This window comes from Shimia sp. W99 (genome assembly GCF_053851455.3).
Window position 1 is genome coordinate 2,588,387 of the sequence record NZ_JBSQBU020000001.1, and the last position, 24,821, is coordinate 2,613,207.

23 protein-coding genes are annotated in these 24,821 nt (G+C 62.0%); 8 read left to right on the forward strand and 15 right to left on the reverse strand.

Features of this window, described 5'->3' with window-relative positions:
• The first annotated feature begins 199 nt into the window (after window positions 1-199).
• The gene (locus ACS3QZ_RS12725) at window positions 200-1,252 is read left to right on the forward strand and encodes an adenylate/guanylate cyclase domain-containing protein (protein WP_456038164.1); all 1,053 of its coding nucleotides are present in this window, start codon (window positions 200-202) and stop codon (window positions 1,250-1,252) included.
• Here the strand turns inward: ACS3QZ_RS12725 and ACS3QZ_RS12730 are convergent.
• Window positions 1,249-3,201 (reverse strand): DEAD/DEAH box helicase, encoded by a 1,953-nt coding sequence (locus ACS3QZ_RS12730; RefSeq protein WP_456038165.1) that lies wholly within the window; start codon window positions 3,199-3,201, stop codon window positions 1,249-1,251. The genes ACS3QZ_RS12725 and ACS3QZ_RS12730 overlap by 4 nt on opposite strands.
• Before the next feature lie 268 nt (window positions 3,202-3,469).
• Between ACS3QZ_RS12730 and yghU the strand changes: the two genes are divergently transcribed.
• On the forward strand, window positions 3,470-4,345 hold the full coding sequence (yghU, locus tag ACS3QZ_RS12735) for a glutathione-dependent disulfide-bond oxidoreductase (protein ID WP_456038166.1): 876 nt from the start codon (window positions 3,470-3,472) through the stop codon (window positions 4,343-4,345).
• Window positions 4,346-4,589: 244 nt separating this feature from the next.
• Here the strand turns inward: yghU and ACS3QZ_RS12740 are convergent, their stop codons facing one another.
• The 5 genes from ACS3QZ_RS12740 to ACS3QZ_RS12760 form a co-directional block, all read right to left on the reverse strand.
• Window positions 4,590-6,173: a GMC family oxidoreductase gene (locus ACS3QZ_RS12740; RefSeq protein ID WP_456038167.1), complete on the reverse strand. Its 1,584-nt coding sequence runs from the start codon at window positions 6,171-6,173 to the stop codon at window positions 4,590-4,592.
• A gap of 48 nt (window positions 6,174-6,221) precedes the next feature.
• Window positions 6,222-7,094 (reverse strand): RNA polymerase sigma factor SigJ, encoded by an 873-nt coding sequence (gene sigJ / locus ACS3QZ_RS12745; protein WP_456038168.1) that lies wholly within the window; start codon window positions 7,092-7,094, stop codon window positions 6,222-6,224.
• 3 nt (window positions 7,095-7,097) lie between these two features.
• The gene (locus tag ACS3QZ_RS12750; RefSeq protein WP_456038169.1) at window positions 7,098-7,634 is read right to left on the reverse strand and encodes a hypothetical protein; all 537 of its coding nucleotides are present in this window, start codon (window positions 7,632-7,634) and stop codon (window positions 7,098-7,100) included.
• Window positions 7,631-8,020, reverse strand: coding sequence for a hypothetical protein (locus ACS3QZ_RS12755; RefSeq protein WP_456038170.1), 390 nt, complete (start codon window positions 8,018-8,020; stop codon window positions 7,631-7,633). The genes ACS3QZ_RS12750 and ACS3QZ_RS12755 overlap by 4 nt, the downstream gene beginning before the upstream one ends.
• 67 nt (window positions 8,021-8,087) lie before the next feature.
• Window positions 8,088-8,546, reverse strand: coding sequence for an Lrp/AsnC family transcriptional regulator (locus tag ACS3QZ_RS12760; protein ID WP_456038171.1), 459 nt, complete (start codon window positions 8,544-8,546; stop codon window positions 8,088-8,090).
• 148 nt (window positions 8,547-8,694) lie between these two features.
• Between ACS3QZ_RS12760 and ald the strand changes: the two genes are divergently transcribed.
• The gene (gene ald / locus ACS3QZ_RS12765; RefSeq protein WP_456038172.1) at window positions 8,695-9,813 is read left to right on the forward strand and encodes an alanine dehydrogenase; all 1,119 of its coding nucleotides are present in this window, start codon (window positions 8,695-8,697) and stop codon (window positions 9,811-9,813) included.
• A gap of 105 nt (window positions 9,814-9,918) precedes the next feature.
• On the opposite strand, the gene dxs is transcribed toward ald, so the two are convergent.
• The 6 genes from dxs to ACS3QZ_RS12795 all read right to left on the reverse strand — a co-directional run bounded on the left by dxs (window position 9,919) and on the right by ACS3QZ_RS12795 (window position 15,205).
• Window positions 9,919-11,847 (reverse strand): 1-deoxy-D-xylulose-5-phosphate synthase, encoded by a 1,929-nt coding sequence (gene dxs, locus ACS3QZ_RS12770; RefSeq protein WP_456038173.1) that lies wholly within the window; start codon window positions 11,845-11,847, stop codon window positions 9,919-9,921.
• Between the two features lie 15 nt (window positions 11,848-11,862).
• Window positions 11,863-12,732 (reverse strand): polyprenyl synthetase family protein, encoded by an 870-nt coding sequence (locus ACS3QZ_RS12775; RefSeq protein ID WP_456038174.1) that lies wholly within the window; start codon window positions 12,730-12,732, stop codon window positions 11,863-11,865.
• A 25-nt stretch (window positions 12,733-12,757) separates the two neighbouring features.
• Complete coding sequence (locus ACS3QZ_RS12780) at window positions 12,758-13,000, reverse strand: exodeoxyribonuclease VII small subunit (protein WP_456038175.1); 243 nt, start codon at window positions 12,998-13,000, stop codon at window positions 12,758-12,760.
• Window positions 12,997-13,932, reverse strand: coding sequence for a histone deacetylase family protein (locus ACS3QZ_RS12785; RefSeq protein WP_456038176.1), 936 nt, complete (start codon window positions 13,930-13,932; stop codon window positions 12,997-12,999). The genes ACS3QZ_RS12780 and ACS3QZ_RS12785 overlap by 4 nt, the downstream gene beginning before the upstream one ends.
• 62 nt (window positions 13,933-13,994) lie before the next feature.
• Window positions 13,995-14,696, reverse strand: a complete 702-nt coding sequence (locus ACS3QZ_RS12790; protein WP_456038177.1) for a response regulator — start codon at window positions 14,694-14,696, stop codon at window positions 13,995-13,997.
• An 8-nt stretch (window positions 14,697-14,704) separates the two neighbouring features.
• Window positions 14,705-15,205, reverse strand: coding sequence for a MarR family winged helix-turn-helix transcriptional regulator (locus ACS3QZ_RS12795; RefSeq protein ID WP_093091696.1), 501 nt, complete (start codon window positions 15,203-15,205; stop codon window positions 14,705-14,707).
• 168 nt (window positions 15,206-15,373) lie between these two features.
• Here ACS3QZ_RS12795 and ACS3QZ_RS12800 point away from each other — a divergent pair, with 168 nt between their 5' ends.
• The 3 genes from ACS3QZ_RS12800 (at window position 15,374) to ACS3QZ_RS12810 (ending at window position 19,353) form a co-directional block, all read left to right on the forward strand.
• The gene (locus ACS3QZ_RS12800; RefSeq protein ID WP_456038178.1) at window positions 15,374-16,246 is read left to right on the forward strand and encodes a branched-chain amino acid aminotransferase; all 873 of its coding nucleotides are present in this window, start codon (window positions 15,374-15,376) and stop codon (window positions 16,244-16,246) included.
• Window positions 16,246-17,622, forward strand: coding sequence for a citrate lyase subunit alpha (locus tag ACS3QZ_RS12805; RefSeq protein WP_456038179.1), 1,377 nt, complete (start codon window positions 16,246-16,248; stop codon window positions 17,620-17,622). The genes ACS3QZ_RS12800 and ACS3QZ_RS12805 overlap by 1 nt, the downstream gene beginning before the upstream one ends.
• A gap of 162 nt (window positions 17,623-17,784) precedes the next feature.
• Entirely contained in the window at window positions 17,785-19,353 is a 1,569-nt protein-coding gene (locus tag ACS3QZ_RS12810) for an alkaline phosphatase D family protein (RefSeq protein ID WP_456038180.1), read from the forward strand.
• Between the two features lie 92 nt (window positions 19,354-19,445).
• Here ACS3QZ_RS12810 and ACS3QZ_RS12815 read toward each other — a convergent pair whose 3' ends face one another.
• Window positions 19,446-20,366 (reverse strand): DMT family transporter, encoded by a 921-nt coding sequence (locus ACS3QZ_RS12815; protein WP_456038181.1) that lies wholly within the window; start codon window positions 20,364-20,366, stop codon window positions 19,446-19,448.
• A 123-nt stretch (window positions 20,367-20,489) separates the two neighbouring features.
• On the opposite strand from ACS3QZ_RS12815, the gene ACS3QZ_RS12820 reads away from it, so the two are divergent.
• Together ACS3QZ_RS12820 and ACS3QZ_RS12825 are read left to right on the forward strand one after the other, a co-directional pair.
• A complete protein-coding gene (locus ACS3QZ_RS12820; protein ID WP_456038182.1) occupies window positions 20,490-21,992 on the forward strand; it encodes a malonate--CoA ligase in 1,503 nt (500 codons plus the stop codon).
• Window positions 21,993-22,054: 62 nt separating this feature from the next.
• A complete protein-coding gene (locus tag ACS3QZ_RS12825; RefSeq protein WP_456038183.1) occupies window positions 22,055-23,212 on the forward strand; it encodes a cytochrome P450 in 1,158 nt (385 codons plus the stop codon).
• A gap of 4 nt (window positions 23,213-23,216) precedes the next feature.
• Here ACS3QZ_RS12825 and ACS3QZ_RS12830 read toward each other — a convergent pair whose 3' ends face one another.
• Entirely contained in the window at window positions 23,217-24,161 is a 945-nt protein-coding gene (locus tag ACS3QZ_RS12830; RefSeq protein WP_093091710.1) for an AEC family transporter, read from the reverse strand.
• Window positions 24,158-24,820, reverse strand: coding sequence for an HD domain-containing protein (locus tag ACS3QZ_RS12835; RefSeq protein ID WP_456038184.1), 663 nt, complete (start codon window positions 24,818-24,820; stop codon window positions 24,158-24,160). The genes ACS3QZ_RS12830 and ACS3QZ_RS12835 overlap by 4 nt, the downstream gene beginning before the upstream one ends.
• Between the last annotated feature and the right edge of the window lies 1 nt (window position 24,821).

A 24,821-nucleotide genomic window follows, 5' to 3' on the forward strand; every position in this document is an offset into this window, starting at 1 on the left:
CTAAGCGCCGCGCGCGGGAGACGTGGCACTGTGGCGCCTACCTTGAAAGGCGCGCCCGCCACCCCCAAGTCGGTCTGAAAGAGCAACGTATTCTACCCGAGGCGATGGAAAGCCGCCCGGAAAACTGATTGAGAAAAGACGCCCGCACGACGGGAACTGCGTCAGACGACGTATCATCGTCGGAACGGGAAGCATTACCATGAGCCGCATTACCAGCACCATTCTGATCGTGATTGTCCTCGGGGGCGTGATGGGCGCGCTTTATGGTGTGTTCATCGACCAGTTGCAGGATCACGGCTATGGCGCGTTGGCCTTGGTGCGGGGCGGTATCCGGGGCGTTGCCGTGGCATCCGTCGCCGTTGCTCTGGAACTTTGGGTGAGCACCGGGATCGTGGGACGATGGTTGCGCCGCCTGCCTTTTGCGCCGTCTCTGGCCATGCGGATCGTGGTTACCACGGTGATCCTGTTCACGGCCCTGTCCGGATCGCACCTCGTGTTGATTCGCGACCCCGACGTTTATGCCAACTGGTTGAAACACGGGTTGCCCCGCGACTTTCTGATCGTGATGGGCGTGGCAATGCTGATCCAGGTTCTGCTGACCGCGCGTCGCCTGATCGGCGGGCGCACACTACGAAATTTTGTGCTGGGCCGTTACAAGCGGCCTACCCATGAACAGCGCATTTTCGTGCTGGCCGACATGGTCGGGTCCACTGGCATGGCCGAACAGCTGGGCGATGAAAGCGCCCTTGCGCTGATTGCGCGGTTCTTTCTGGATATCGACCCGAGCATTCACCGCCACGGTGGCGAGATTCATGCCTATGTCGGGGACGAGGTGGTCATCAGCTGGCCGCGCGACAGCGCAGAGCGCAACGGGCGGGTGCTGGCCTGTGTGGCCGAGATCCTAGACATCGCGGAAACACGGGGCGCGCATTACCAAGAGCATTACGGGGTGGCACCCAAGCTGCGTATCGGGATTTCAGGCGGACATGTCGCGGTGGGCGAAGCGGGATGGGAAAAGCCGCAGGTGATCTATATCGGCGATACGATCAACCGCGCCAAGCGCCTACAGGAATCCTGCAAGGTGCATGACACGGCGGTGATGATTGATGGCGAAACCGCCGCGCACATGCGCGTGCCAGAGCCTCTGGCTCTTGTTCCGATCGGCGAAGAAACCCTGCGCGGACACCGCCATACCACCCGGCTGCTGACGCTCATCACGCAAGCGGCCGGGTCTACAGGCAACGCCGCCTAGCGTTTGCTCCCGCCTTTGCGGGCCGCCTTGGCCGCCGCGGCACGCGCCTTGTTCTTCTTGCTGTTGGGCTTGCCCTTGGGCGGGGGCGGGCCTTTGGGCTTGTCGCTGGGTTTGCGTCGTTTGGCCGGTCCATAACCGCCATCATTCTTGCGCTTGGTCTCGTCGCTATGGCGCGGCTTTTTGCCTTGGGGCTTGTCCGAGGATTTCGGCTTCTTCTGGCGCGGGGCCGGATCGTCGTTCCAGTCAATCGGCGCAGAAGAGGGTTTCTTCGGTGCCGGTGCCTTGGGGGAGGGCTTGTCGAAAGACGGCTTTTCCGGGCGTTTTCCGCGATGATGCGGCTTGCCCGGAGCCTTGCCACCGGGGCGCGGCGCATGATCAAACGTAGGGGCCTCGGCCAGTTGCGCAACAACCGCGTTGCCTTCGACCGTCATGTCCGACCCAAGCGCCTTGAGGAAGCGATCCACGCTACCTTCCCGGATCTGGAAGAACGACTCGGTTTGCTGAATGCGGATGGCCCCGATGTCGTCCTTGGAGAGATCCCCCGCCTTGCACAGCATCGGCAGAATGCGGCGCGGTTCGGCATGCGCCGCGCGCCCGCCCGTCAGCGAGAACCAGACCGACGGGCCGAACTCCTTGCGCGGCATCGGCTTGGCATCCATGTTGCTCAGCTCTTCGGGCGCGGTATGGGCGGCGCGATAGAGGCTGACATAAGCGGTCGCGATCTGCTCGGGCGAGAACTGCGCGACGAGCTTTTCGATGGTGGGAACATCGCTGTCATGCGCCGGCTCCTGCCAGACCGGATCGGCCAGCATGCGCTCTTCGTCCCGCGCCAGCACTTGTTCGGCAGACGGCGCGCCAGTCCATTCCGCGCTCAGCTTGGCCCATCGCAGCACACGCTCGGCCTTCTTGCGCGACTTGTTGGTCACGATCAGCGCACTCACACCCTTGCGACCGGCCCGCCCCGTGCGGCCCGAACGGTGCAGCAGCGTTTCGTGGTTCGACGGCAGTTCGGCATGCACAACCAGATCGAGGTTGGGCAGGTCGATCCCGCGCGCCGCCACATCGGTCGCCACACAAACCTGCGCCCGGCCATCGCGCATCGCCTGAAGCGCATGGGTGCGCTCGGCCTGCGACAGTTCCCCGGACAGGGCCACAACCTGAAACCCCCGGTTCGAAAGCCGCGTGGTCAGGCGGTTCACCATCGCGCGGGTGTTGGCAAAGACGATGGCGTTAGGCGCCTCGTAAAACCGCAACGTGTTGATCACCGCGTTGTCGGCATCCCGTTCGGCCACCAGCATGGCGCGGTATTCGATGTCGGCGTGCTGGCCCTCTTCGGATTTCGTGACCACGCGAATGGCGTCGCGCTGATAGCTCTTGGCAAGATGGGTGATCGTGTTCGGCACCGTGGCCGAGAACAACAGCGTCTGACGCTCTTCGGGCGCTTCGCTCAGGATGAACTCAAGGTCCTCGCGGAACCCGAGATCGAGCATTTCGTCGGCCTCATCAAGCACCACGGCGCGCAACTGGCCAAGGTCGATCGACCCGCGCGTGATGTGATCGCGCAAACGGCCCGGCGTGGCCACCACGATATGCGCGCCCCGTTCCAATGCACGGCGCTCATCCCGCATGTCCATGCCACCCACACAGGACGCCATCCGCGCCCCCGCCGCCGCATAAAGCCACTGAAGCTCGCGCTTCACCTGCAACGCCAGTTCACGCGTCGGCGCGATGACCAACGCAAGCGGTGCGCCCGCCTCTCCAAATGCCTCGTCGTCGCCCAACAGGGTCGGCGCGATGCTCAGGCCAAAGCCCACGGTCTTGCCCGATCCGGTCTGGGCCGACACCAGAAGGTCCTTGCCCTCATAATCGGGGTTCAGAACTGCTTCTTGAACGGGGGTCAGTTTGTCATATCCACGCGCATCGAGCGCGTCACGAAGAGCTTGTTTCACGGCTGGGTCTCTTTTCAAAGGGTATGCCCCTTTTCAACGCACCCTTCGAACCCGGCCTTTCGCCGTTGTTCACCCTTCGCGTCATTTCAGAGCAATGAAGACGCGCGTGTAGGGCATTTGTTCGTGTTTGTATAGCACTGCAAAACGCATGGCTGCCTTGCGCAGGCCCGGAGCCGGAAATTTGCCCTGATTTCATGTGCCCCCCTGCACATTCGCGCAACAAAGCTTAAGTTAGCCCGAATGACATGACAAACAGGGCGCGAGATACATGACCGATACCTATACCCCCCCGAAAGTCTGGACCTGGGATCAGGAAAGCGGCGGCCGCTTTGCCAGCATCAACCGTCCCATCGCCGGCCCCACCCATGACAAGGAATTGCCCGTCGGCAAACACCCGTTCCAGCTTTACTCGCTGGCCACACCCAACGGCGTCAAAGTCACTGTGATGTTCGAGGAATTGCTGGCCGCTGGACACAAGGATGCCGACTATGACGCGTGGCTGATCAACATCGGCGAAGGCGAACAGTTCGGCTCGGGCTTTGTGAACGTGAACCCCAACTCGAAAATCCCGGCCCTGATGGACCATAGCGGCGACAAGCCTGTCCGCGTGTTTGAATCGGCGGCCATCCTCATGCATCTGGCGGAAAAATTCGACGCCTTCCTTGGACCAAAGGAAAACCGGGCCGAAATGCTGAGCTGGCTTTTCTGGCAAATGGGCAGTGCGCCTTATCTTGGCGGCGGCTTTGGCCATTTCTACGCCTACGCGCCGGAGAAATGGGAATACCCGATCAACCGCTTTGCCATGGAAACCAAACGCCAGCTTGACGTGCTGGACCGCCAGCTTGCCGACAACGCGTTCATCTCGGGCGAGGATTACACCATTGCCGACATGGCGATCTGGGCATGGTACGGGCAACTGGTTCTTGGCCGGCTTTACGACGCCGCCGAATTTCTTGACGTGGAAAGCTATGAAAACGTGCTGCGTTGGGCGCAGGAAATCGACGCCCGCCCCGCCGTTCAGCGCGGTCGCATGGTCAACCGCGCCTTTGGCGACCCGGCAAGCCAGCTGCGCGAACGCCATGACGCGGCCGATTTCAACACCCAGACATGGGATAAGATCGGCCCCAAGGACGAGGACGGCTGATCCACTTTCCGATCATCCATCAACTGAGAGGTCCCGGATCACATCCGGGGCCTTTTTCGTCCACAGACCGCACGTTCCATGAACGTTTCGCGTCCCGCGGACAAATACCGACGCAATACCGACGTGTTACCGACGCGATACCGATCAGGGTTTTGCCCATTAACCCAAGGCCATTCACACCGATTCGCGCGCCTTCCGGCCACAAGCCCCGATCGCACACGCCAGAGTTCGTTAACCAACGGCGCTAGGCCCCAGCGAGGATCATCTCCGCCGCCTTCTCCCCGATCATGATCGTGGGTGAATTGGTGTTGCCGCTGGTGATGGTCGGCATGATCGATGCATCCGCTACCCGCAACCCACCAATCCCCTTCATCCGCAATTGCGGGTCGAGCGGTGCGGCATCATCCGCCCCCATCCGCACCGTGCTCACCGGGTGAAAAATCGTCGTGCCGATATCCCCCGCCGCTTTGACCAACTCCACGTCATCCTGCGCCGAGATCCCCGGCTTCATCTCCTCGGGCGCGTATTTCGCCATCGGCGCCTGCGCCATGATTGCCCTTGCCTGCCGGATCGCCGCCACCGCCACGGCCCGATCCCCTTCGGTCGACAGGTAGTTCGGCGTGATCGCCGGCGCATCGCCCGGATTGGGCGACGTGATCCGCACATGCCCCCGGCTCTCGGGGCGCAGGTTGCACACGCTCGCGGTCATCGCCGGAAAATCATGCAGGGGCTGGCCAAACGCCTCCAACGTCAAAGGCTGCACATGATACTCCAGATCGGGTGTCGCAAGATCGGGGCGCGACTTGGTAAAGGCCCCCAACTGGCTCGGCGCCATTGACATCGGCCCAGAGCGTTTCAACAGGTATTCCAGACCGATCCTGGCCTTGCCCACCAGCGAATTTGCCATGGTGTTCAATGTCTTGGCACCATCCAACTTCCACGCACAGCGCAGTTGCAGATGGTCCTGCAGGTTCTCCCCAACCTGCGCCACCTCGTGCACCACATCGATCCCGTGCCCCTTCAACAGGGCCCCCGGCCCGATCCCGGAAAGCTGCAGAATCTGCGGCGAATTGATCGCCCCGGCACAGAGCACCACATCCCCACCGCACCGCGCCTCCTTCACCTCACCATTCTGACGATACGACACGCCCACAACCCGGCCCCCTTCGATCAAGAGCCGCTCGGTCTGGGCATGAGTTTCAATCTGGAGCTTCACATCCTTCAGGGGCCGCAGAAACGCCTTGGCGGTATTCAACCGCCAGCCCTTGTTCTGGTTGACCTTGAAATAGCCCACGCCTTCGTTGTTGCCGGTGTTGAAGTCATCCGTACGCGGAATGCCCGCTGCCTCGGCCGCCGCCATCCAGTCGTCCAGCACATCCCAATGCAGGCGCTGATTGTCGACATGCCATTCCCCGCCCGCGCCATGCATTTCCGACGGGCCATCCATGTAATCCTCGACGCGCTTGAACAGGGGCAACACATCCTCCCAGCCCCAGCCGGGATTGCCCATCTGCCGCCAGCCATCGTAATCCGCCGCCTGTCCGCGCAGGTAAAGCATCCCGTTGATCGACGAACACCCGCCCAACACCTTGCCGCGCGGATAGATCAACGACCGTCCGTTTAACCCTTTGTCAGCTTCGGTCCTGTACATCCAATCTGTACGCGGATTGCCGATGCAATAGAGATACCCCATGGGGATGTGAATCCAGTGGTAATTGTCCCGCCCCCCGGCTTCGAGCAGCAACACCTTGCGCCCCGCCTTGCTCAACCGGTTGGCAACCACGCATCCGGCGCTTCCGGCGCCGACGACAATATGATCCCAGTCCATCACGTCCCCTTTCGATTGATCGAAGGAGACGACCCGGGGACGGGATTGTCAATCGGTCGAAAGCGCCCTGCCCAGCTTGTCCGGGTTGCGCATGATATAGAGCCATTGAACCTCTCCCTGCGCATTGGGAACAAGCGTGGTCACCGTATCGAGCACATCATCGTGGTACCGGGCAATGGCCGGGGCATTGTTGGCGCGCAACATCTCGAAGCGCATGCCCGGGATGTCCTTCTCACGGCTCATTACTGCGGTCAGAACCGTCATGATGTCCTGCGGTCCACGCAATACGCGCAGCGCAGCCGAAGCCTTGCCGCCCCCGTCCGAAATGGCCATCGCATCGCTCGCCAGCATTTGCAGCGCCGCCGCATGATCCTGAGTGGCGGCCAGAAAAAACCGCTCCAACGCCTCTGCCGCCTCTTCTCGCGACACATCGAAACGCGGCCCCTCGGATTGCAGGCGCTTATGCGCGCGGCTCACCATCTGGCGGCAACTGGCCTCAGAACGTTCAAGAATGGTGGCGATCTCGGCGTAATCCGCGTCGAAAGCCTCGCGCAGCACAAAAGCCGCGCGTTCCACCGGGGCAAGACGTTCCATCGCCCAGAGCAGCGCCAACTCGCATTCCTGCGCCAGTTCAAAACCGGTTTCTGTCGACGGTTCATGGGCCGAAATCAGCGGCTCCGGCAGCCACGGACCAACATAAGTCTCGCGACGTTTTTGGGCAGAACGCAAGGTATCGATCGCCACGTTGGTAGCCACGCGGCGCAACCAGGCGCGCGGGTTTTCGATTGCGCGCCCGGCTGCGAAACGCAGCCATACCTCCTGCACCACGTCCTCGGCGGCACTGCGTTCTCCCAGCATGCGATAGGAAATCGACAGGAGCTCCGGACGTTCGGCCTCGAATACGTCTACAAGGTCCTTCATCCTTCACACCGCCACTTTCCCGACCCGGCCCCGCACTTCGATCTGCTGACAAGCATGTCCACTTCCCAGTCCGCGTTTGAAGACCGGGTAGAAACGCCCGGACGCGGCTGCAAAGCTCGCCGCGACCAAAGCCTGTTCTCCAAAACGTGCCCTGATCGTATCGGCAAACGCGTTGGGTTCATAGGCGCGCGAAATCGCGGCTCGGGCAAATTGGACCCCAAGCCCGACGTCGCCAGCCTCGTCCAACCGCCCCTCGACCGCAGCCAGAAGCGCGTTTTCATCTACTTTGTTTTCCAACGCGAAATCGACAACCAACTGTGCGCAAGGTCCGCAATCACCATCCAGAGTCGAGGCCAGAAGCGCCCCGGCCCAGACACTGCGCGCGGCCTTTGGTCCCTTGTATTGGGACACGAGCGGCAGAAGAGACAGCGCCAAACCTGCCGCCGCCGAGGTGTCGACCACGTGATGCATGTAACCCACGTCATAGTCATAGCGGCGGCCAAAGGCGCGCGCGCCCCGGTGCAAAAGGGCCCGTATCATGCCGTCGCCTCCGTGTTGCCAAACCGACCCACCGCGATAAGGGCAAGCCAGCCGGGCAGTTGGATGCCGACCAGGTTCACAAGCGCAATATGGTCAAGCGCTGCGCCACGGTGCAGACCCCAAATCCAAAGGTGGAATGCCGCATGCAGCACTGGAAAGCCAACTGCGAACAAGGCCAACGGCCGGTTGTCGGTGCGTGCCGCCGCCATGAGCCCCGCACCGGAGACCGCAAAGGCAATTGCTACATCGCGTATGAAATGCGCGTTGAACCCGCCGGTCGCTGCAACGCCGGGGACGCCGTTGTACCACGGCAATGGCGCCGTCCACATTATCGCGCCATTGCAAATGAAATAGGCGCCCAGCCCGAAAAGGATCGTTCGTGTCATGTGCAATCTCCTTGGTTGTATAATCCAAGACGAGACAGCAATTGGTTTTGTGACAGCCGATGTGAAATCAGACCGGCAACGCCGTGGTCTTGAACACGGTCCGCAGCGCAAAAGACGACTGCATCTGTGCCACGCCCGGCAACCGCGCAAGGTGTTGACGATGAATGCGCGCAAAATCCTCGGTGTCTTCGGCCACCACCTTTAGAATGTAATCCGCAGTCCCCGCCATCAGGTGGCATTCGAGCACATGCGGCACCCGCGCAACAGCTTTTTCAAATGCATCCAGTACCTCGTCGGCCTGCCCCGACAGGGTGATTTCCACAAACACAGTCGTGGGCAGGTTCATCCGCCGCGGATCAAGCAAGGCAACATAGTCACGCACATACCCTTCTGCTTCCAGCCGATGCACCCGTCGATGACAGGCCGAAGGCGACAGGTTCACCTTTTCAGAAAGCTCCGCATTTGAGATGCGCCCCTGCTTTTGAAGTACCCTCAGAATCCGTTGATCTGTCTGATCCAGCGACATTTTGCGACCGTTCCTTGCGATTTTGATCAGAATATCCGAATAATCTTCGAATAGCGAGTTTTCAAACTGCACAAAAAACAAGCAAATTCTGCCTCGGTGCCCCCACATTGGAGAGAGTAAAATAATTGCTCTCAGGGAGACACGCAAAATGAAGATCGGTTGCCCCACCGAAATCAAACCCCAGGAATTCCGCGTCGGCATGACCCCGGACGCCGCTCGTGAAGCCGTCAACAACGGCCACGACGTCCTGATCCAGAAAGGCGCCGGTATGGGCGCAGGTTTCACCGACGAAGACTATGTCTCGGCGGGTGCCGCGATCATCGACACGGCTGAGGAAATCTTTGCCATCGCCGACATGATCGTCAAGGTCAAGGAACCGCAGGCCGTCGAACGCAAGATGCTGCGCGAAGGTCAACTTCTGTTCACCTACCTGCACCTGGCACCCGATCCCGAGCAAACCAAAGACCTGCTCGAATCCGGCTGTACCGCGATTGCCTATGAAACTGTGACCGACGATCGTGGCGGCCTGCCGCTGCTCGCCCCAATGTCCGAAGTCGCGGGCCGTTTGGCGCCGCAGGTGGGCGCATGGACCCTGCAAAAGGCCAATGGTGGCCGTGGCGTTCTGATGGGCGGCGTGCCCGGCGTGGCCCCGGCCAAAGTGGTCGTGATCGGCGGCGGTGTCGTTGGCACCCACGCGGCCAAGATCGCCGCGGGTATGGGCGCGGATGTCACCGTTCTCGACCGTTCGCTGCCGCGTCTGCGCTATCTTGACGACGTCTTTGGCGGCACCTTCAAGAACCAATATTCCACCGCCGGTGCGACTGCCGATCTGGTACGCGAAGCCGACATGGTGATTGGCGCCGTTCTGATCCCCGGTGCTGCGGCTCCGAAACTGGTCAGCCGCGCACAGCTCAGCGAAATGAAGCCCGGTGCGGCGCTTGTGGACGTGGCCATCGACCAGGGCGGCTGCTTTGAGACCTCCAAGGCAACCACCCATGCCGACCCGATCTACGAAGTCGACGGGATCATGCATTACTGCGTCGCCAACATGCCCGGCGCGGTGGCCCGCACCTCGACCCAAGCGCTTGGCAACGCGACCCTGCCGTTCATGCTGAACCTGGCCAACAAGGGCTGGCGTCAGGCCTGCGAAGACGATCCGCACCTGCTCAACGGCCTGAACGTGCATGCCGGTCAGCTGACCTATTATGCCGTGGGCAAGGCTCTGGGACTCGATGTGATCTCTCCCAGCCTCGCGCTCAAGAGCTGAGCGAAAACGGCGCTGCCCCGGCACGGGGCAGCGCCGCCCGGCCCAACGCTTTGGGGCGCAGCTTGCCTGCGTGCCAAAGGGGCGGGAGCGCCACCCAGAAGGGTCTCAGGCGCGCCGCGTGTCCAGTGTCGCGATTCCCAGCACATCCAGCACCTTGGCCTCGATCTGCTCGGCATTCATCGCCGCCACGTCATACATTGCCTTCGGGCTGGCCTGATCAATGAACGTATCGGGCAGCACCATCGAACGATACTTCAGACCGTTATCAAACACGCCGTTTTCCGCCAGAAGCTGCGCGACATGGCTGCCAAAGCCACCAATCGCGCCCTCTTCAATGGTGATCAGCGCCTCGTGATTGGCAGCAAGATCAAGAATCATCGCTTCATCCAGAGGCTTGGCAAACCGCGCATCTGCAATCGTCGGCGCGATTCCCCTGGCCGACAGCGCTTCGGCGGCTTTGCGCACCTCTTCAAGACGCGTGCCCAGCGACAACAGCGCCACGCGTTTGCCCTGCTGGATCATCCGACCCTTGCCAATCTCCAGCACCTCTCCGCGCTCGGGCAGGTCAACGCCCACCCCCTCTCCACGCGGGTAGCGGAAGGCAATCGGCCCCTCATCGTGGGCAGCAGCGGTGGCGACCATATGGACCAGTTCCGCCTCATCGGCGGCGGCCATGACCACCATGCCGGGCAGGTTCGCCATATAGGCAATGTCGAACGACCCGGCATGGGTCGCCCCGTCCGCACCAACTAACCCGGCACGGTCAATCGCAAAGCGCACCGGCAGGCGCTGGATCGCAACGTCATGCACCACCTGATCATAGCCACGCTGCAGGAATGTCGAATACATCGCGCAGAATGGCTTCATTCCACCCGCCGCCAGCGCGGCGGCAAAGGTCACGCCATGCTGCTCGGCAATCGCCACGTCAAAACAGCGGCTGGGATAACGCTCCGCCATAAGGTTCAAACCGGTACCATCCGGCATCGCGGCGGTCACGGCACAGATGCGGTCATCCCGCGCAGCCTCGTCCACCAGCGCCTTGCCGAACGTTGCAGTATAGGATGGCGCGTTGGAGGGTGCCTTGAACTGTTTGCCGGTCACGACGTCAAAACGGGCGGTGGCATGGCCCCGATCCCGCGCGGCCTCGGCCGGGGCATAGCCCTTGCCCTTCTTGGTGATGATATGGAGCATCACCGGCCCTGTCGCCCGCTGGCGCAAGGTGCGCAGCAAAGGCAAGAGCTGATCCATGTCATGCCCGTCAATGGGCCCCACGTAAGAGAACCCAAGCTCCTCGAAAAGCGTCCCGCCAACCGCCATGCCCTTGATCATTTCCTTGGCGCGCTTCGCACCTTCGCGGAAGGGTTCGGGCAACAGCGAGACAGCGCCCTTGGCCGCTGCCTTGAATTCCTGGAACGGCTCGCCTGCGTAAAGTCGCGAAAGATAGGACGACATCGCCCCTACAGGCGGCGCAATCGACATGTCATTGTCGTTCAGGATCACGAACAGGCGCTTGTCGAGATGCCCGGCATTGTTCATCGCTTCATAGGCCATACCGGCCGAGATCGACCCATCCCCGATCACCGCAATCGCATCGCCAAGGCCACCATCGCACTGCCCGCCCAGATCGCGCGCTACGGCAAAGCCAAGTGCGGCGGAAATCGAGGTCGAGGAATGCGCCGCGCCAAACGGGTCATAGACGCTCTCGGAGCGCTTAGTGAAACCACTCAGCCCACCTTCCTGACGCAAGGTGCGGATGCGATCCCGCCGTCCGGTCAGGATCTTGTGTGGGTAACACTGGTGTCCCACATCCCAGATCAGCTTGTCACGTGGCGTGTCGAACACCGCATGCAGCGCCACGGTCAGCTCAACCACGCCAAGCCCGGCGCCAAGGTGTCCGCCGGTTTCGGAAACGGCGGAAATGGTTTCCGAACGCAATTCCTTTGCCACCTGAGTCAACTCGGCATCCGAGAACTGTTTCAGGTCCGCCGGGCTTTGCACCCGGTCTAGCAGGGGGGTATCGGGTCTGGCTGACATGGCCTCGCCTTTTTGTTAGCTGTCTCGCGAGATAACGAAACGGGCGGCTTCCCGCAAGGCATCGGCCTTGTTTCCATACGGCGAAAGCGCCACGCAGGCATCTTCCACCAGCGCTTCGGCACGATCCCGCGCGCCTTCCAGCCCCATGAGGGATACGAAAGTTGCTTTTCCGGCCTCGGCATCCTTGCCCACGGCCTTGCCTACCTTGGCCGCGTCCCCTTCGACATCCAGAATGTCGTCGGCAATCTGGAAGGCAAGCCCCAGGTCCTCTGCATAGCGCTGCAAAGGGGCCGTCTCGGCCCCGGCCATCACCGCGCCGACACTGGCAGACCACGCGATCAACGCGCCGGTCTTGCCCGCCTGCAACCGGGTGATTTCCTCAAGGGACAGGGGCTCGGGCGCCGTTTCCGCCGCGATGTCGAGCGCCTGACCCAGCACCATGCCCTGCGCCCCCGCAGCACGCGCCAGCGTCACGGTCAGAGCCGCACGCACGGCCGGATCAGGGTGGCATTCCGGGCGGCTGACACATTCAAACCCCAACGTATGCAGCGCATCGCCCGCCAAGACGGCCGTGCATTCGTCCCATTTGACATGCACCGTTGGCAGGCCGCGACGCAACGCGTCATCGTCCATGCAGGGCAGGTCATCATGCACAAGGCTATAGGCGTGAATGGCTTCGATCGCGGTCGCGGGCCAAATCGCTTGATCCGGGTCGATTCCGTGCAGGCGCGCACTTTCCAGCACGAGAAAGGCCCGCAACCGTTTGCCGCCCGCGCTGGCATAGCGCATGGCCTCGACAACAGGCAGATCGCCCATCGGAGCCATGACAGTTTGCAAATGCGCCTCTACCCGCTGGGCGGCATCTTTCAGATGGGATTGGAACACGTATCAGCCCCTGTCGGTTCGCGCGTCAGAGACCATCAACGGGCTTGAGCCCAGCCGGGTTGCCGTCGCCGTCCAGCGTGATCGCCGCGACCTTTTCCTCGGCTTCCTTGAGCTTGGCTTCGCACCGCTTCTTCAATTCCGCGCCGCGCTCATAAAGCTTGATGGAATCCTCAAGCGCCACGTCACCGCGTTCCAGTTGGCCAACAACCTTTTCCAGCTCGGCCATGGCCGCTTCAAAGCTCAACTCACTGACTGGCGTGTCACTCATCCCGCTCTCTCCATCAAGACACTCACGTGGGCCGCGACCGAAGCCGCCAGCGCGTTCAGATCATATCCGCCTTCCAGAGTCGAGACGATCCGTCCGCCGCAATGGATATCGGCCAGGTCACACAGCCGCCCTGTGATCCATGCGAAATCGTCGCTGGTCCAGTTCAACTGCGCCAGCGGATCGGCGGCATGGGCATCAAAGCCAGCCGATATGATCAGGAGTTCCGGCTTGAATCGCTCCAGTGCCGGAAATGCCTCTGCTTCGTAGGTGGCACGCATCAGGCGGCCGTCACTATGCGGTGGCAGGGGCAGGTTGTGGATGTTGCCGCTCGCGCCTGTGTCCTCGGCCATGCCGGTTCCGGGCCATAGCGGGTTCTGATGCGAAGAGATGAAATAGCTTCGCGGCTCGTCCCACAAGAGCGCCTGCGTGCCGTTGCCGTGATGCACGTCGAAATCCACCACCGCGACACGCGACAGCCCATGCCGCTCAAGCGCGTGTTTTGCAGCAATCGCAGCATTACCAAAAAGACAGAAGCCCATCGGTGTGCTTTGCTCGGCATGGTGTCCCGGCGGGCGACAGGCGACAAAGGCGTTGCCCACCTCTTCGTCCAGAACCGCGTCCACCGCCGCAATACAAGCCCCCGCCGCGCGCCGCGCTGCCTGCATGGAACCGGAAGACATCCATGTATCGCCATCCAACGGCACCGCCCCGGTTTCGGGCTCGGCCGCGGCGATGGCGTCGATATGGCTCTGCGGATGGCACAAGGTCAGGTCTTCATCGCTGGCCAGCGGCGCCGTGCGTCGGTCCAGAGCCTGAAACTGCAGCGCCGACAAAGCGCCGTAGATGTGTTCCAGCCGCGCCACCTGCTCGGGATGGCCCGATGGGGTGACATGCTGCATGCAATCGGGATGGGTGAACAAGGCGGTGGTCATCGTCCCTCTTTCATTTTGCCCAAAATACTCAACTTCCAACGCCCATCACGGGCGGCGCAGCGTCAGTCGGGCGCCAGCATATAGCCCGCACCCCGTACTGTCTGCAGATAACGCGGCTGCTTGGGGTCCTCTTCGATCTTGCGACGCAATCGCGTGATCTGCACATCCACGGCGCGCTCCTGCGCCTGCCCCTTGTCGCGCCCGAGGTCTTCGACCAGCTTGGCGCGCGTGATCGGTTCGCCTGGGTTTGCTGAAAAGATCCGCATGAGCTGGGCCTCGGTCGCGGTAAGCCGCACCGGCGCGTCGCCCTGCCACATCTCGCCCCGGTCGATGTCATAACGGATCGACCCAAGGTGCAGCACCTTAGGCACCGTGTCGGCCTCGTCCGGCTCCGGCATCCTCCGCAGGATCGCGTTGATCCGCAGGAGCAATTCCTTGGGTTCGAACGGCTTGGCAAGATAATCATCCGCCCCCGCCTCAAGCCCGGCAATCCGGTCTTCGGTCTCTCCCTTTGCCGTTAAGAGTAGGACCGGCGTCATCGACGTTTCCCGAATGGCCCGGGTCAGGCTCATGCCGTCTTCACCTGGCATCATCACGTCCAGAACGATCAGGTCGAAATCCAGACCCGACAGAATACGCCGCGCGTGGGCGGCATCGCGCGCCGCCGTGACAAGAAACCCATGCCGCATGAGGAACTTGCGTAACAGGCCGCGAATGCGTTCGTCGTCATCGACAATCAAAAGATGAGGCGCAACGTCGTTCATGATGCCCCCTATTGTCCGGTTTCGCGTAGTGACAGGTACTGGCGCTGCAACTCGCCGTCCATCATCGCCTCAAGCACCCGACGAAAACCAGCCACAGCCTCTGGACCGGCATCACGATAGGCCGACCGCATGCGCGCGCGCTGCGCATCCGACAGGCGGTTTTCCAGCGCCTCGCCTGCCTCGGTCAGGTAAAGGTTACGTTCGCGCCGGTCGGTGGTGCCGACGCGGCTCTCGACCAGTCCATCCTCAATCAGGGTGCGCAACACCCGGTTCAGCGACTGCTTGGTCACACCAAGAATGGCCAGAAGATTGGTAACAGTCGTCCCCGGCGCACGCTTGATGAAGTGGATCGCCCGGTGATGCGCCCGTCCATAGGCCATGGTCGCCAGAATGCGATCCGGGTCCGCGGTAAAGCCGCGATAGGCGAAATACATCGCCTCGATGCCTTGCCTCAGCTGCTCGTCGGTGAGAAAAAGCAGGCTCTCGCTGCTGCTGGTAGCGTCGCCCATCGCCCCCTCCGGTGTTCATTTTTGCCTGTTATTGTGCCACAATACGTCAGCTTTGTTGACACTCCAAGCGTCAACTGGTAGCGACTCGCAGATTTTGCGCAACTTTGTGACCGTTTCGGCCATTTTTCGCGCAACAAATGAAAATCGACGTAAGGAAAGGAAGCGGCCATGGCGGGCGCAGCATATGATGATCGTGACGGCGTGATCTGGATGGACGGCGAACTGGTCCCGTGGCGGGATGCCAAGGTGCATATCCTGACCCATGCAATGCACTATGCCTCGTCTGTATTCGAGGGCGAACGTGCCTACAACGGCAAGATTTTCAAAAGCCGCGAGCATTCCGAACGTCTGATCGCCAGCGCCGAGGCGCTGGACATGCCGATGAAATGGTCCGTGGACGACATTGAAGCCGCCAAGGAAGAGGCGCTCAAGGCGTCCGGCCTGCAGGATGCCTATGTCCGCGCGCTTGTCTGGCGCGGCTCGGGCGAAGACATGGGTGTGGCCTCTGCCAGAAACCCGGTGCGCATGGCCGTCGCGGTCTGGGGGTGGGGTGCCTATTACGGCGACGCCAAGATGCAGGGCGCCAAGCTCGACATCGCGGAATACAAACGCCCCTCTCCGGAAACAATCCCGGTGCACGCCAAGGCTGCCGGGCTTTACATGATCTGCACCATCTCCAAGCACAAGGCCGAGGCCAAGGGCTGTTCCGACGCACTGTTCATGGATTATCGCGGCTACGTGGCCGAGGCGACCGGCGCCAACATCTTCTTCGTCAAGGACGGCGAAGTGCACACCCCGCTGCCCGATTGCTTCCTCAACGGTCTGACCCGTCAGACCGTGATCGGGATGCTGAAAGAGCGCGGTGTCACCGTGCATGAACGCCACATCATGCCCGAGGAAATGGAAGGGTTCGAACAGTGCTGGCTGACCGGCACCGCCGCCGAAGTGACCCCGGTGGGTCAGATCGGCGACTACACGTTCGAAGTCGGCGACCTGACCCGCGAGATCGCGGAAGCCTATGAGAAGCTTGTCCGCAGCTGATGGCGGGCCTGCGCGCCGCCATTGAACAGGCCGGGGTAAAGGACGGCGCCACGCTGTCCTTTCACCATCACCTGCGCAATGGCGACGACGTGATGCGGCGGGTGCTGGCCACTTGTTCCGACATGGGGCTGCGCGACCTGCATATCGCGCCATCCTCGCTTTTTCCGGTGCACGGTGCGCTTGTCCCCTTCATGGAAAATGGCACTGTCAGCCGGATCACCACCTCCTACATGACCGGCCCGTTGGCCGACGCCGTCAAGGCAGGTGCCCTGCCCCACCCCGTGCGCCTGCAAAGCCACGGCGGGCGGGCTGCCGCGATTGCTTCCGGGCGCCTGAAGATCGACGCCGCCTTTATAGCGGCCCCCGCCGTGGATGATCTGGGCAACCTTTCCGGTGCGGTCGGACCATCGGCCTGCGGCCCGCTGGGCTATGCCATGGTCGACGCGGCGCACGCCGCGCATGTCATCGCGCTGACGGACCACCGCCGTGACACCCTCCCGCGCATCTGCATTCCGGCCGATCAGGTCGAACAGACCGTCGATGTGGACCACATCGGCGATTCACGCCAGATCGCGTCAGGCACCACAGGGCGCGCGCCCTCCGAAAATGGTCGGATCATCGCCGACCTGACAGCACGCCTGATTGCCTGTTCGGGCCTGTTGCAGGACGGTTTTTCGTTTCAGACCGGGGCCGGGGCGACCTCACTGGCAGTCGCCCGAGCGCTCGCTCCGCTGATGTCAAACTGCGGTGTGACAGGGGATTTCGCGGCAGGCGGGATCACCGGCGCGCTGGTCGACATGCTGCACGCCGGTCTGTTTCGCAAGCTTTGGGATGTTCAGGCCTTCGACCTTGCCGCAGTACGATCCTATGGCGAGGACCCGGCACATCTGCCCATGTCGGCGGAGCTTTATGCCAGCCCGGATCGCCTCGACAGCATTGCACGCCAACTGGACGTAATGATCCTTGGTGCTGCCGAGGTCGATGCGGATTTCAACGTCAATGTGACCTGTGCCAGTGACGGGCGCATCATCGGCGGATCGGGCGGACATGCCGACACCGCCGCCGGGGCGAAGCTACCGATCGTAACCACGACCTTGCGGGCAGGCGGACATGCGAAGCTTGTAGAAGCGCTGGCCTGCCTGACCACACCCGGCACCACCATCGGCGCGGTTGTGACCGAGGCGGGTATCGCCATTCACCCCACACGCCCCGACCTCGCAGAGCGGGCGCGGCGGGCCGGATTGCCGCTCACCTCCCTTTCAGAGCTGCGCCGGATGGCCGGGGAAACCACCCCAATGGGGCGTGGGGCAGGCCGTGTCATTGCGGAATGCGAAGGCCCAAACGGCGAGACGATCGACACGATCCGCATGGCATGATCCCGTCGCGCGCGCGGAGCGTCTTGGCGGCCATGCCCCGCCGGATAGGGACCTGTCATACGATCTTGACCAAAAATTCAAAAAACTGACGGAGCCGTGTTACCCTTTCCCCTTGAGGTGTTTGCGTGAACCCATCCCATTTGGAAACCGCGAGGGAAACCGATGACCAAGCTTCTCACACCGACCCGCCGAGCCCTTCTGGCAGGCGGCACCGCCTTTGCCGCCACACTGGCCCTGCCATCACTCAGCCGTGCCGCGTCGCGCCCCGTTTTTACCCATGGCGTTCAGTCCGGCGATGTCGATGCCGCCTCTGGTATGATTTGGACCCGCACCGATCGGCCCGCGAGCGTGATGATGGAAGTCTCGACCACCGAGAGCTTCTCCAATGCCCGCACCCTGCCCCCGATGAACGCGCTGCCCGAAAGCGACCTTGCCGTGAAGCGGCTGGTTGACGGGCTGCCCGCTGACCAAGACATCTTCTACCGCTTTGTTGCGGCCGACCTGAACGACGTGAACGCCGTCAGCGAGCCGATCATTGGCCAATTCCGCACCGCACCGACCGAGAAACGCGACATCCGCTTTGCCTGGTCGGGCGACACCGCCGGTCAGGGCTGGGGCATTGATGATCAGGGCATGGCGACCTATGCCACATTGGCCAGGCACCGCCCCGACTTTTTCATCCACTCGGGCGATACGATCTATGCCGACGGCCCGATGCAGGACACGGTCGAAAAGAACGGAGAGGTGATCTGGAAGAACACCACCCTGATCGACGAGAAGCGCAAGGTGGCCGAGACGCTGGACGAATTCCGGGGCCAATGGAAATACAACATGATGGATGCCCATGTGCAGGCCATGAATGCCATCTGCCCGACCTTTTACCAATGGGATGACCACGAGGTCGTCAACAACTGGTCGCCGACCCGCGACCTGATGGGTGACGATCGCTATTCGGAAAAATCCGTGCATGTACTGGCCGCGCGCGCAGGTCGGGCGTTCCACGAAATGACTCCGATCCGCTATACCCCGGCCGAGCCGGGTCGGGTCTATCGCAAGATCTCCTATGGTCCGATGCTGGACGTGTTCTTCCTTGACCTGCGCAGCTACCGCGCGGGGAACAATGACGGGATGCAAACCGAAATGGGGCCGGAAACTGTGCTGTTGGGCGCCGAGCAGCTGGCCTGGCTGAAGCGGTCATTGGCCGCCTCGAAGGCCACGTGGAAAGTGATCGCCTGCGACATGCCGATCGGACTGGTGGTCTGGGACCAGTGGAAAACCCAGTCTGGCGTCGAAGCCATTGCCAATGGCGATAATGGCCCGGCCAAGGGGCGCGAGCTGGAGCTGGCGGATGTGCTGAAATTCATCAAGACCGAAGGCATCCGGAACACGGTTTGGTTCACGGCGGATGTGCATTACACCGCAGCGCATTACTACAACCCCGACAAGGCGGCCTTCCAGGATTTCGATCCCTTCTGGGAATTCGTATCCGGACCGCTGCACGCCGGGACCTTTGGCCCCAACGCGCTCGACATGACGTTCGGACCAGAGGTGAAATACGTCAAGGCGCCGACCAAGGAGCAAGGGGTCAACCTGCCACCGAGCATGGGACTTCAGTTCTTCGGTCTCGTCGATATTGACGGCGCCACGCAGCAGATGACCGTGCGCCTCATGGACCGTGCGGATACCGAACTGTGGACGGTGACGCTTGATCCCGATCTGTCGGCGATCTGATCTGAGATCGGTGGGAGGGGGCGCTGCCCCCTCTTGCCCCGGCCGGGGCAATTCACCCCGGGGGTATTTTGAGAAAAAGAAAGATCAGGCGGTCAACCTTGCGGTGTCATGGTCTTGCGCGCCGAGCGTTTCAGGCCGAGCTGGCGTTCGCGCCAAATGATCAGAACCCCGGCAAAAATGATGATCGCGGCGCCGACGAGCATGAAGGGCGTGGGCACTTCGTCAAACCAGGCATAGCCAATCACCAGCGCAAACAGGATCGCCGAGTAGTCGAACGGCGCCACGGTTGAAGCCGGGGCATATCGGTAGCTTGTTGTCAGAAAAATCTGGGCAATGCCCCCCAGCAACCCGGCACCGATCAACAGCAGCATTTCCCACCCCGTCGGGATCACCCAGCCAAAGGGCAGCGTCAAAAGCGACAGGCCGGTCGCGGTGAGCGAGAAGTAGAACACGATGGCGGAAGTCTCTTCCGATTGCACCAGCTTGCGGATGTGAATCTGCGCCAGCGCGCGAAAGACCGCGGACCCAAGAACCAGCATCACTCCCAACGCAGCAGCGTCTGTCGCGGCCCCTCCCCCAAAGATCGTCAGGCGCGGCCAAAGTACGATCATGACCCCTGCCAAGCCAATCGCCACGGCGGTGAGTCGAAAGGCGCGCACGGTTTCCCCGAGAAACATCGCGGCAAAGATCACCGTCAAGAGCGGCGCGGTGAACCCGATGGCGGTCACCTCGGGCAGCGGTAGATACCCCAGCGACGCAAAGCCCAGCGCCATGGCCGTCGTGCCGATCAGACCGCGCCAGAAATGGCCCATCGGGTTCTTGACCTTGAACCCTGTCGCGAGATCGCCGCGCTGCCAGAGCCAGGCCACGATCACAGGCAGAGCGATCGCTGAACGAAAAAACACCGCCTGCCCGGTTGGAACATGGCCCGCCGTCGCCTTGATGAACGCAGCCATGACCGAAAACAGGCCCACGGCAACAAGCATATAGAGAATTCCACGGGCCGGATTCATGGCGACACCCTGTCGATCGAAACACCATTTTGTTAACAGCTTAATCGCCTTGTGGAAACCTCCCCCTTGATCTTTGCCTGACAGGGCGCGAAGACATGGACACGTTCAAAGGAGGCCTCCCGCATGTATGAGCAAAACCACCTGATCGCGCGCCTGCGCGCCGCGTCTCTGGGGCAGGATGACCGGGTGTTTGCCGAGAGTCCGGGGCGTGCCCCGATCTCTTTTGGCGCGCTTTTTGCCGGGGCGGAGCACATGGCCGCAGCCTTGCAGACATTGGGCGTTGAACCGGGTGACCGGGTGGCGGTGCAGGTCGAGAAAACCATCGAAGCGATCCAGCTATATCTGGGCACGGTCATGGCTGGCGGGGTCTTCCTGCCGCTGAACACCGCCTATACCACGCCCGAGGTCGCCTATTTCCTTGGGGATGCCACACCGCGCGTCGTGGTTTGCGACCCGGCGCGGGAAGCGGACATTGCCGGGATCGCAGGGGATGCAAAGGTCATGACGCTGGATGCGAACGGCGCAGGCAGCATGGCCGACGCTGCAACCGCTCAGACCGGTTTCACACCCGTAGCGCGCGCCGCAGATGACCTCGCCGCGATCCTGTATACCTCGGGCACCACAGGGCGCTCCAAGGGCGCAATGCTGAGCCATGACAACCTGTCTTCCAACTCTGAAACCTTGCGCGACACCTGGCGCTTTACCGACCAGGACGTGCTGATCCACGCCCTGCCGATCTTTCACACGCATGGGCTTTTCGTGGCAACCAACGTGGCACTTCTGGCCGGGGCATCGGTGGTGTTCCTTGCCAAGTTCGACGCCGATGCCATTCTTGAGGCTATGCCGCGTGCCACCAGCCTGATGGGGGTGCCAACCTTCTACACACGGCTTCTGGACGATCCGCGCCTCGACAGGACGCGCGCCGCCAACATGCGCCTGTTCATTTCCGGCTCTGCGCCCCTTCTGGTGGACACGCATGAAAAATGGGAGGCCCGCACCGGGCATCGGATTCTCGAACGCTATGGCATGACCGAAACCAACATGAGCACCTCGAACCCCTATGACGGGGAACGGCGCGCCGGCACGGTGGGGTTCCCCTTGCCCGGCGTCGAGGCGCGCATCCGGCTTAAAGAGGAAGAACTCGCGCAGGGCGAAATTGGCGTTTTGGAAGTGCGCGGCCGCAACGTGTTTCAGGGCTATTGGCAGATGCCGGAAAAGACCGCCGAAGAGCTGTTGCCCGATGGCTGGTTCATCACCGGAGATTTGGCCAGGATGGACGCGGACGGCTATGTCACCATTGTCGGGCGTGACAAGGATCTGGTGATCACCGGCGGGTTCAACGTCTATCCCAAAGAGGTCGAAAGCCTGATCGACGACCTGCCCGGCATCAAGGAAAGCGCCGTGATCGGCGTGCCCCACCCCGATTTTGGCGAGGCCGTCGTGGCGGTTGTCGTGCCCGAGGGCGACGCCCCAACACCCGAAGCGATCACCGCACCGCTGGCCGCGCAACTGGCCAAGTTCAAACAACCCAAGACCGTGATCTTCCTGCCTGAGTTGCCCCGTAACACCATGGGCAAGGTACAGAAAAAGGCACTGCGAGAGACCTACGCAAACTTGTTTCAATAACGCGCAGAGCTTGCCCTCAGACACAGGGGCTGAAAGACTGGAAGGCGGAGGAGACCCGCCCCATGTCCAACGCCCCCGTGTTCGAGATTGACCCGCAGGATTTCTGGCAAGACCCCTACCCCATGCTCAAGCAGATGCGGGCCGAGGCGCCGATCGCCTATGTTCCGCAACTGGGCTCAACGCTGATCACGCGGCGCGATGCAATTTTTGAAAACGAGAAGAAGATCGAGGTGTTTTCCTCGGATCAGCCGGACGGGTTGATGACCGTGCTCATGGGGCAGAACATGATGCGCAAGGATGGTGCGGATCACGCGGCCGAGCGCAAGGCGATCTTCCCCACCGTATCGCCCAAGACCGTGCGGGACGTCTGGAAGGCCCAGTTCGAAGCGGCGACGCGCGATGTACTGGAGCGGGTCAAACCTCAAGGCGCAACCGATCTTGTGGCCGAAATCGCGCGCCCCATTTCCGGTGAGGCGCTCAAGGCGATGACGGGTCTGACCAATATGACCTGGCAGGAGATGGACAGGGTCAGCCAGGGCATGATCGACGGCTGCGCCAATTACGCAGGCGACCCCGAGGTCGAGGCCCAATGCCATGATTGCACAGCCTCGATCGACGCCCATATCGACGCGCGCATGCTTGATCTCAAGACCACGCCGGATCACTCGCTTTTGTCGGTCATGCTGGAGGCGGGCCTGCCGATGGAAGCGATCCGCGCCAATGTGAAGCTGGCGATCAGCGGCGGGCAGAATGAACCGCGCGACGCGATTGCCGGGGCTGTTTGGGCGCTGCTGACCCACCCTGATCAGCTTGCGTTGGTGCGCGACGGTGTGGCCACGTGGCAGCAGGTCTTCGAGGAATACGCCCGCTGGATTTCACCCATCGGCATGTCACCGCGCCGGGTGGCTCAACCCTATGAAACCCAAGGCGTGCGTTTTGAGCCGGAGGACCGGGTGTTCCTGATGTTCGGCTCGGGCAATCGGGACGAAGCGGTGTTTGCGCGACCGGATGTCTTTGACATCACGCAGGATTGCGGCCCGGCAATCAGCTTTGGCGCAGGCCCGCATTTCTGTGCGGGGGCATGGGCCGCGCGCTGTCTGATTGCCGAGGTGGCCTTGCCGATGATCTTTGAAACGCTGCCGGATCTTCACCTTGATGGCGCGGCGCCCTTTGGCGGCTGGGCGTTTCGCGGCCCCTTGCGCGTGCCGGTCGCGTGGTAAGGCCTCAGACCAACAGGAAAAGCAGCACCGAAAGCGTGACAAAGGCGCCCGAGGTGGCCATCAGCATCGCGATGGACGCGGCTCCTTCCAGCCCCTGTTCCTGAGCCAGAACCGTGTAGATGCCAAACATCGGCATCGCCGCCGACAGGATCACCGCCACGTGCAGATCAGCAGGCAGCACCACCCAGCCCAATGCCATCAGCGCCGCCGCACTCAGGGCGACCAGAACGGGGTGCAGGATCAGCTTGCCCAAGGCAATTTGCACGGCCATCTTCCAGTTGCCCTTCATCGGCAGGCCCACCAGCGATCCCCCGATCACGATCAGCGACAGGGCCGACGCCGAGGCCGCAAGCATCTGGAACAGGCGCGCGGCGGGACCGGGCAGCGGGATTTGCAGCAGGGACACCAACAGACCCAATAGCAGGCCGATCACCATCGGACGGCGCAGCACGCCCCAGAGCACCTTGCCGATCAACCGCATCGGCGACAGGCCCGGCTGATCCTTGGCCAGCTCCATCAACATCAGGCAGAGCGGGATCAGGACCACGTTTTCCACCAGCATATTGAGGGCAAGGATCACCCCGGCCAGATCGGGGAACACCAAAAGCATGGTCGGATAGCCCACGAAGCCGGAATTGGGACAGGTCGACCCCATCACGGCGATCGCGCGCCGCGGGCGGTCGGCGGCGGTGAGGCTGAACCATGCGAAACTCAATCCGAGTGTCAGAACGCCGCCCACAAGGAAAACCAGCATGTAGTCGGGCCGTATGACCTCAGACAGATTGCGGCTTGCCACGGCGTGAAAGATCAAGGCAGGCAGCGCGATATCCATCACGTATTTGCCCAGCACACGCAGATCCGCAGGTTTGAACCACCCGCGCCAGACGATCAGGTAGCCAATCGCGATGGCGGCATAGATCGGAAAGGTGATGGCAAGGATCTGGGTCATGTCGGATCGGCCCAACCCCGAGGCCCGGTTGTACCGATCTCCTCAGCCAGCCCGTCGATAAAGCGCAGCATCCGGGCGCAGCGTTCTTGCGCTAGGGCGCGCCCCGCCTCTGTGAGCATATCTTCCGGCAGGCGCAAAAGCTTGGCAGGCCAATGATCGAGCGCAAACGCCGTGTCATCCAGTTCCCTGCCCGAGGCAAAAGGATCACCCGGATCGTAAAACGTGCGCCCCAGTGCACCGGAGACGGCAAAGCAACGGGCAATCCCAATCGCACCCAGCGCATCGAGACGATCCGCATCGCGCAGGATACGGGCTTCGGGTGTCTTTGGAGGAATACCTGCCGAAAAACTGTGCGCCTTGATAGCATGGCGTGCCGCTGCAATCGCTTCCGGCGCAAAGCCCAGTGCGTAAAGGATCGGACCCGCCGCGTCCGCCGCCAGAGTCGACGCCTTGGCGCGGTTGGGCGCATCCTTGGGCAGGTTGACAAGATCGTGCAGGTAACAGGCCGCCAGCAAAACCGGCTTGTCCACGTTGGTTATGTCCGCTGCAATCCGCTGGGCATTGGCCCAGACACGGTCAAGATGAGCAAGATCATGGGCAGGGTCAGTTGCCATATGCTCGGAGGCGACCCGGCGTAGCTGATCCCGCAAGCCCTGCATG

Bases quoted from the DNA above. Each gene is read 5' to 3' on its own strand.
- ACS3QZ_RS12820 (WP_456038182.1), top strand. From the start codon at position 20,490: ATGTATGAGCAAAACCACCTGATCGCGCGCCTGCGCGCCGCGTCTCTG.
- sigJ (WP_456038168.1), bottom strand. From the start codon at position 7,094: ATGAAGGACCTTGTAGACGTATTCGAGGCCGAACGTCCGGAGCTCCTG.
- ACS3QZ_RS12815 (WP_456038181.1), bottom strand. From the start codon at position 20,366: ATGAATCCGGCCCGTGGAATTCTCTATATGCTTGTTGCCGTGGGCCTG.
- ACS3QZ_RS12790 (WP_456038177.1), bottom strand. From the start codon at position 14,696: ATGAACGACGTTGCGCCTCATCTTTTGATTGTCGATGACGACGAACGC.
- ald (WP_456038172.1), top strand. From the start codon at position 8,695: ATGAAGATCGGTTGCCCCACCGAAATCAAACCCCAGGAATTCCGCGTC.
- ACS3QZ_RS12760 (WP_456038171.1), bottom strand. From the start codon at position 8,546: ATGTCGCTGGATCAGACAGATCAACGGATTCTGAGGGTACTTCAAAAG.
- ACS3QZ_RS12805 (WP_456038179.1), top strand. From the start codon at position 16,246: ATGGCGGGCCTGCGCGCCGCCATTGAACAGGCCGGGGTAAAGGACGGC.
- ACS3QZ_RS12810 (WP_456038180.1), top strand. From the start codon at position 17,785: ATGACCAAGCTTCTCACACCGACCCGCCGAGCCCTTCTGGCAGGCGGC.
- ACS3QZ_RS12755 (WP_456038170.1), bottom strand. From the start codon at position 8,020: ATGACACGAACGATCCTTTTCGGGCTGGGCGCCTATTTCATTTGCAAT.
- ACS3QZ_RS12750 (WP_456038169.1), bottom strand. From the start codon at position 7,634: ATGATACGGGCCCTTTTGCACCGGGGCGCGCGCGCCTTTGGCCGCCGC.
- ACS3QZ_RS12825 (WP_456038183.1), top strand. From the start codon at position 22,055: ATGTCCAACGCCCCCGTGTTCGAGATTGACCCGCAGGATTTCTGGCAA.
- dxs (WP_456038173.1), bottom strand. From the start codon at position 11,847: ATGTCAGCCAGACCCGATACCCCCCTGCTAGACCGGGTGCAAAGCCCG.
- ACS3QZ_RS12780 (WP_456038175.1), bottom strand. From the start codon at position 13,000: ATGAGTGACACGCCAGTCAGTGAGTTGAGCTTTGAAGCGGCCATGGCC.
- ACS3QZ_RS12830 (WP_093091710.1), bottom strand. From the start codon at position 24,161: ATGACCCAGATCCTTGCCATCACCTTTCCGATCTATGCCGCCATCGCG.
- ACS3QZ_RS12725 (WP_456038164.1), top strand. From the start codon at position 200: ATGAGCCGCATTACCAGCACCATTCTGATCGTGATTGTCCTCGGGGGC.
- ACS3QZ_RS12785 (WP_456038176.1), bottom strand. From the start codon at position 13,932: ATGACCACCGCCTTGTTCACCCATCCCGATTGCATGCAGCATGTCACC.
- yghU (WP_456038166.1), top strand. From the start codon at position 3,470: ATGACCGATACCTATACCCCCCCGAAAGTCTGGACCTGGGATCAGGAA.
- ACS3QZ_RS12800 (WP_456038178.1), top strand. From the start codon at position 15,374: ATGGCGGGCGCAGCATATGATGATCGTGACGGCGTGATCTGGATGGAC.
- ACS3QZ_RS12795 (WP_093091696.1), bottom strand. From the start codon at position 15,205: ATGGGCGACGCTACCAGCAGCAGCGAGAGCCTGCTTTTTCTCACCGAC.
- ACS3QZ_RS12835 (WP_456038184.1), bottom strand. From the start codon at position 24,820: ATGCAGGGCTTGCGGGATCAGCTACGCCGGGTCGCCTCCGAGCATATG.
- ACS3QZ_RS12740 (WP_456038167.1), bottom strand. From the start codon at position 6,173: ATGGACTGGGATCATATTGTCGTCGGCGCCGGAAGCGCCGGATGCGTG.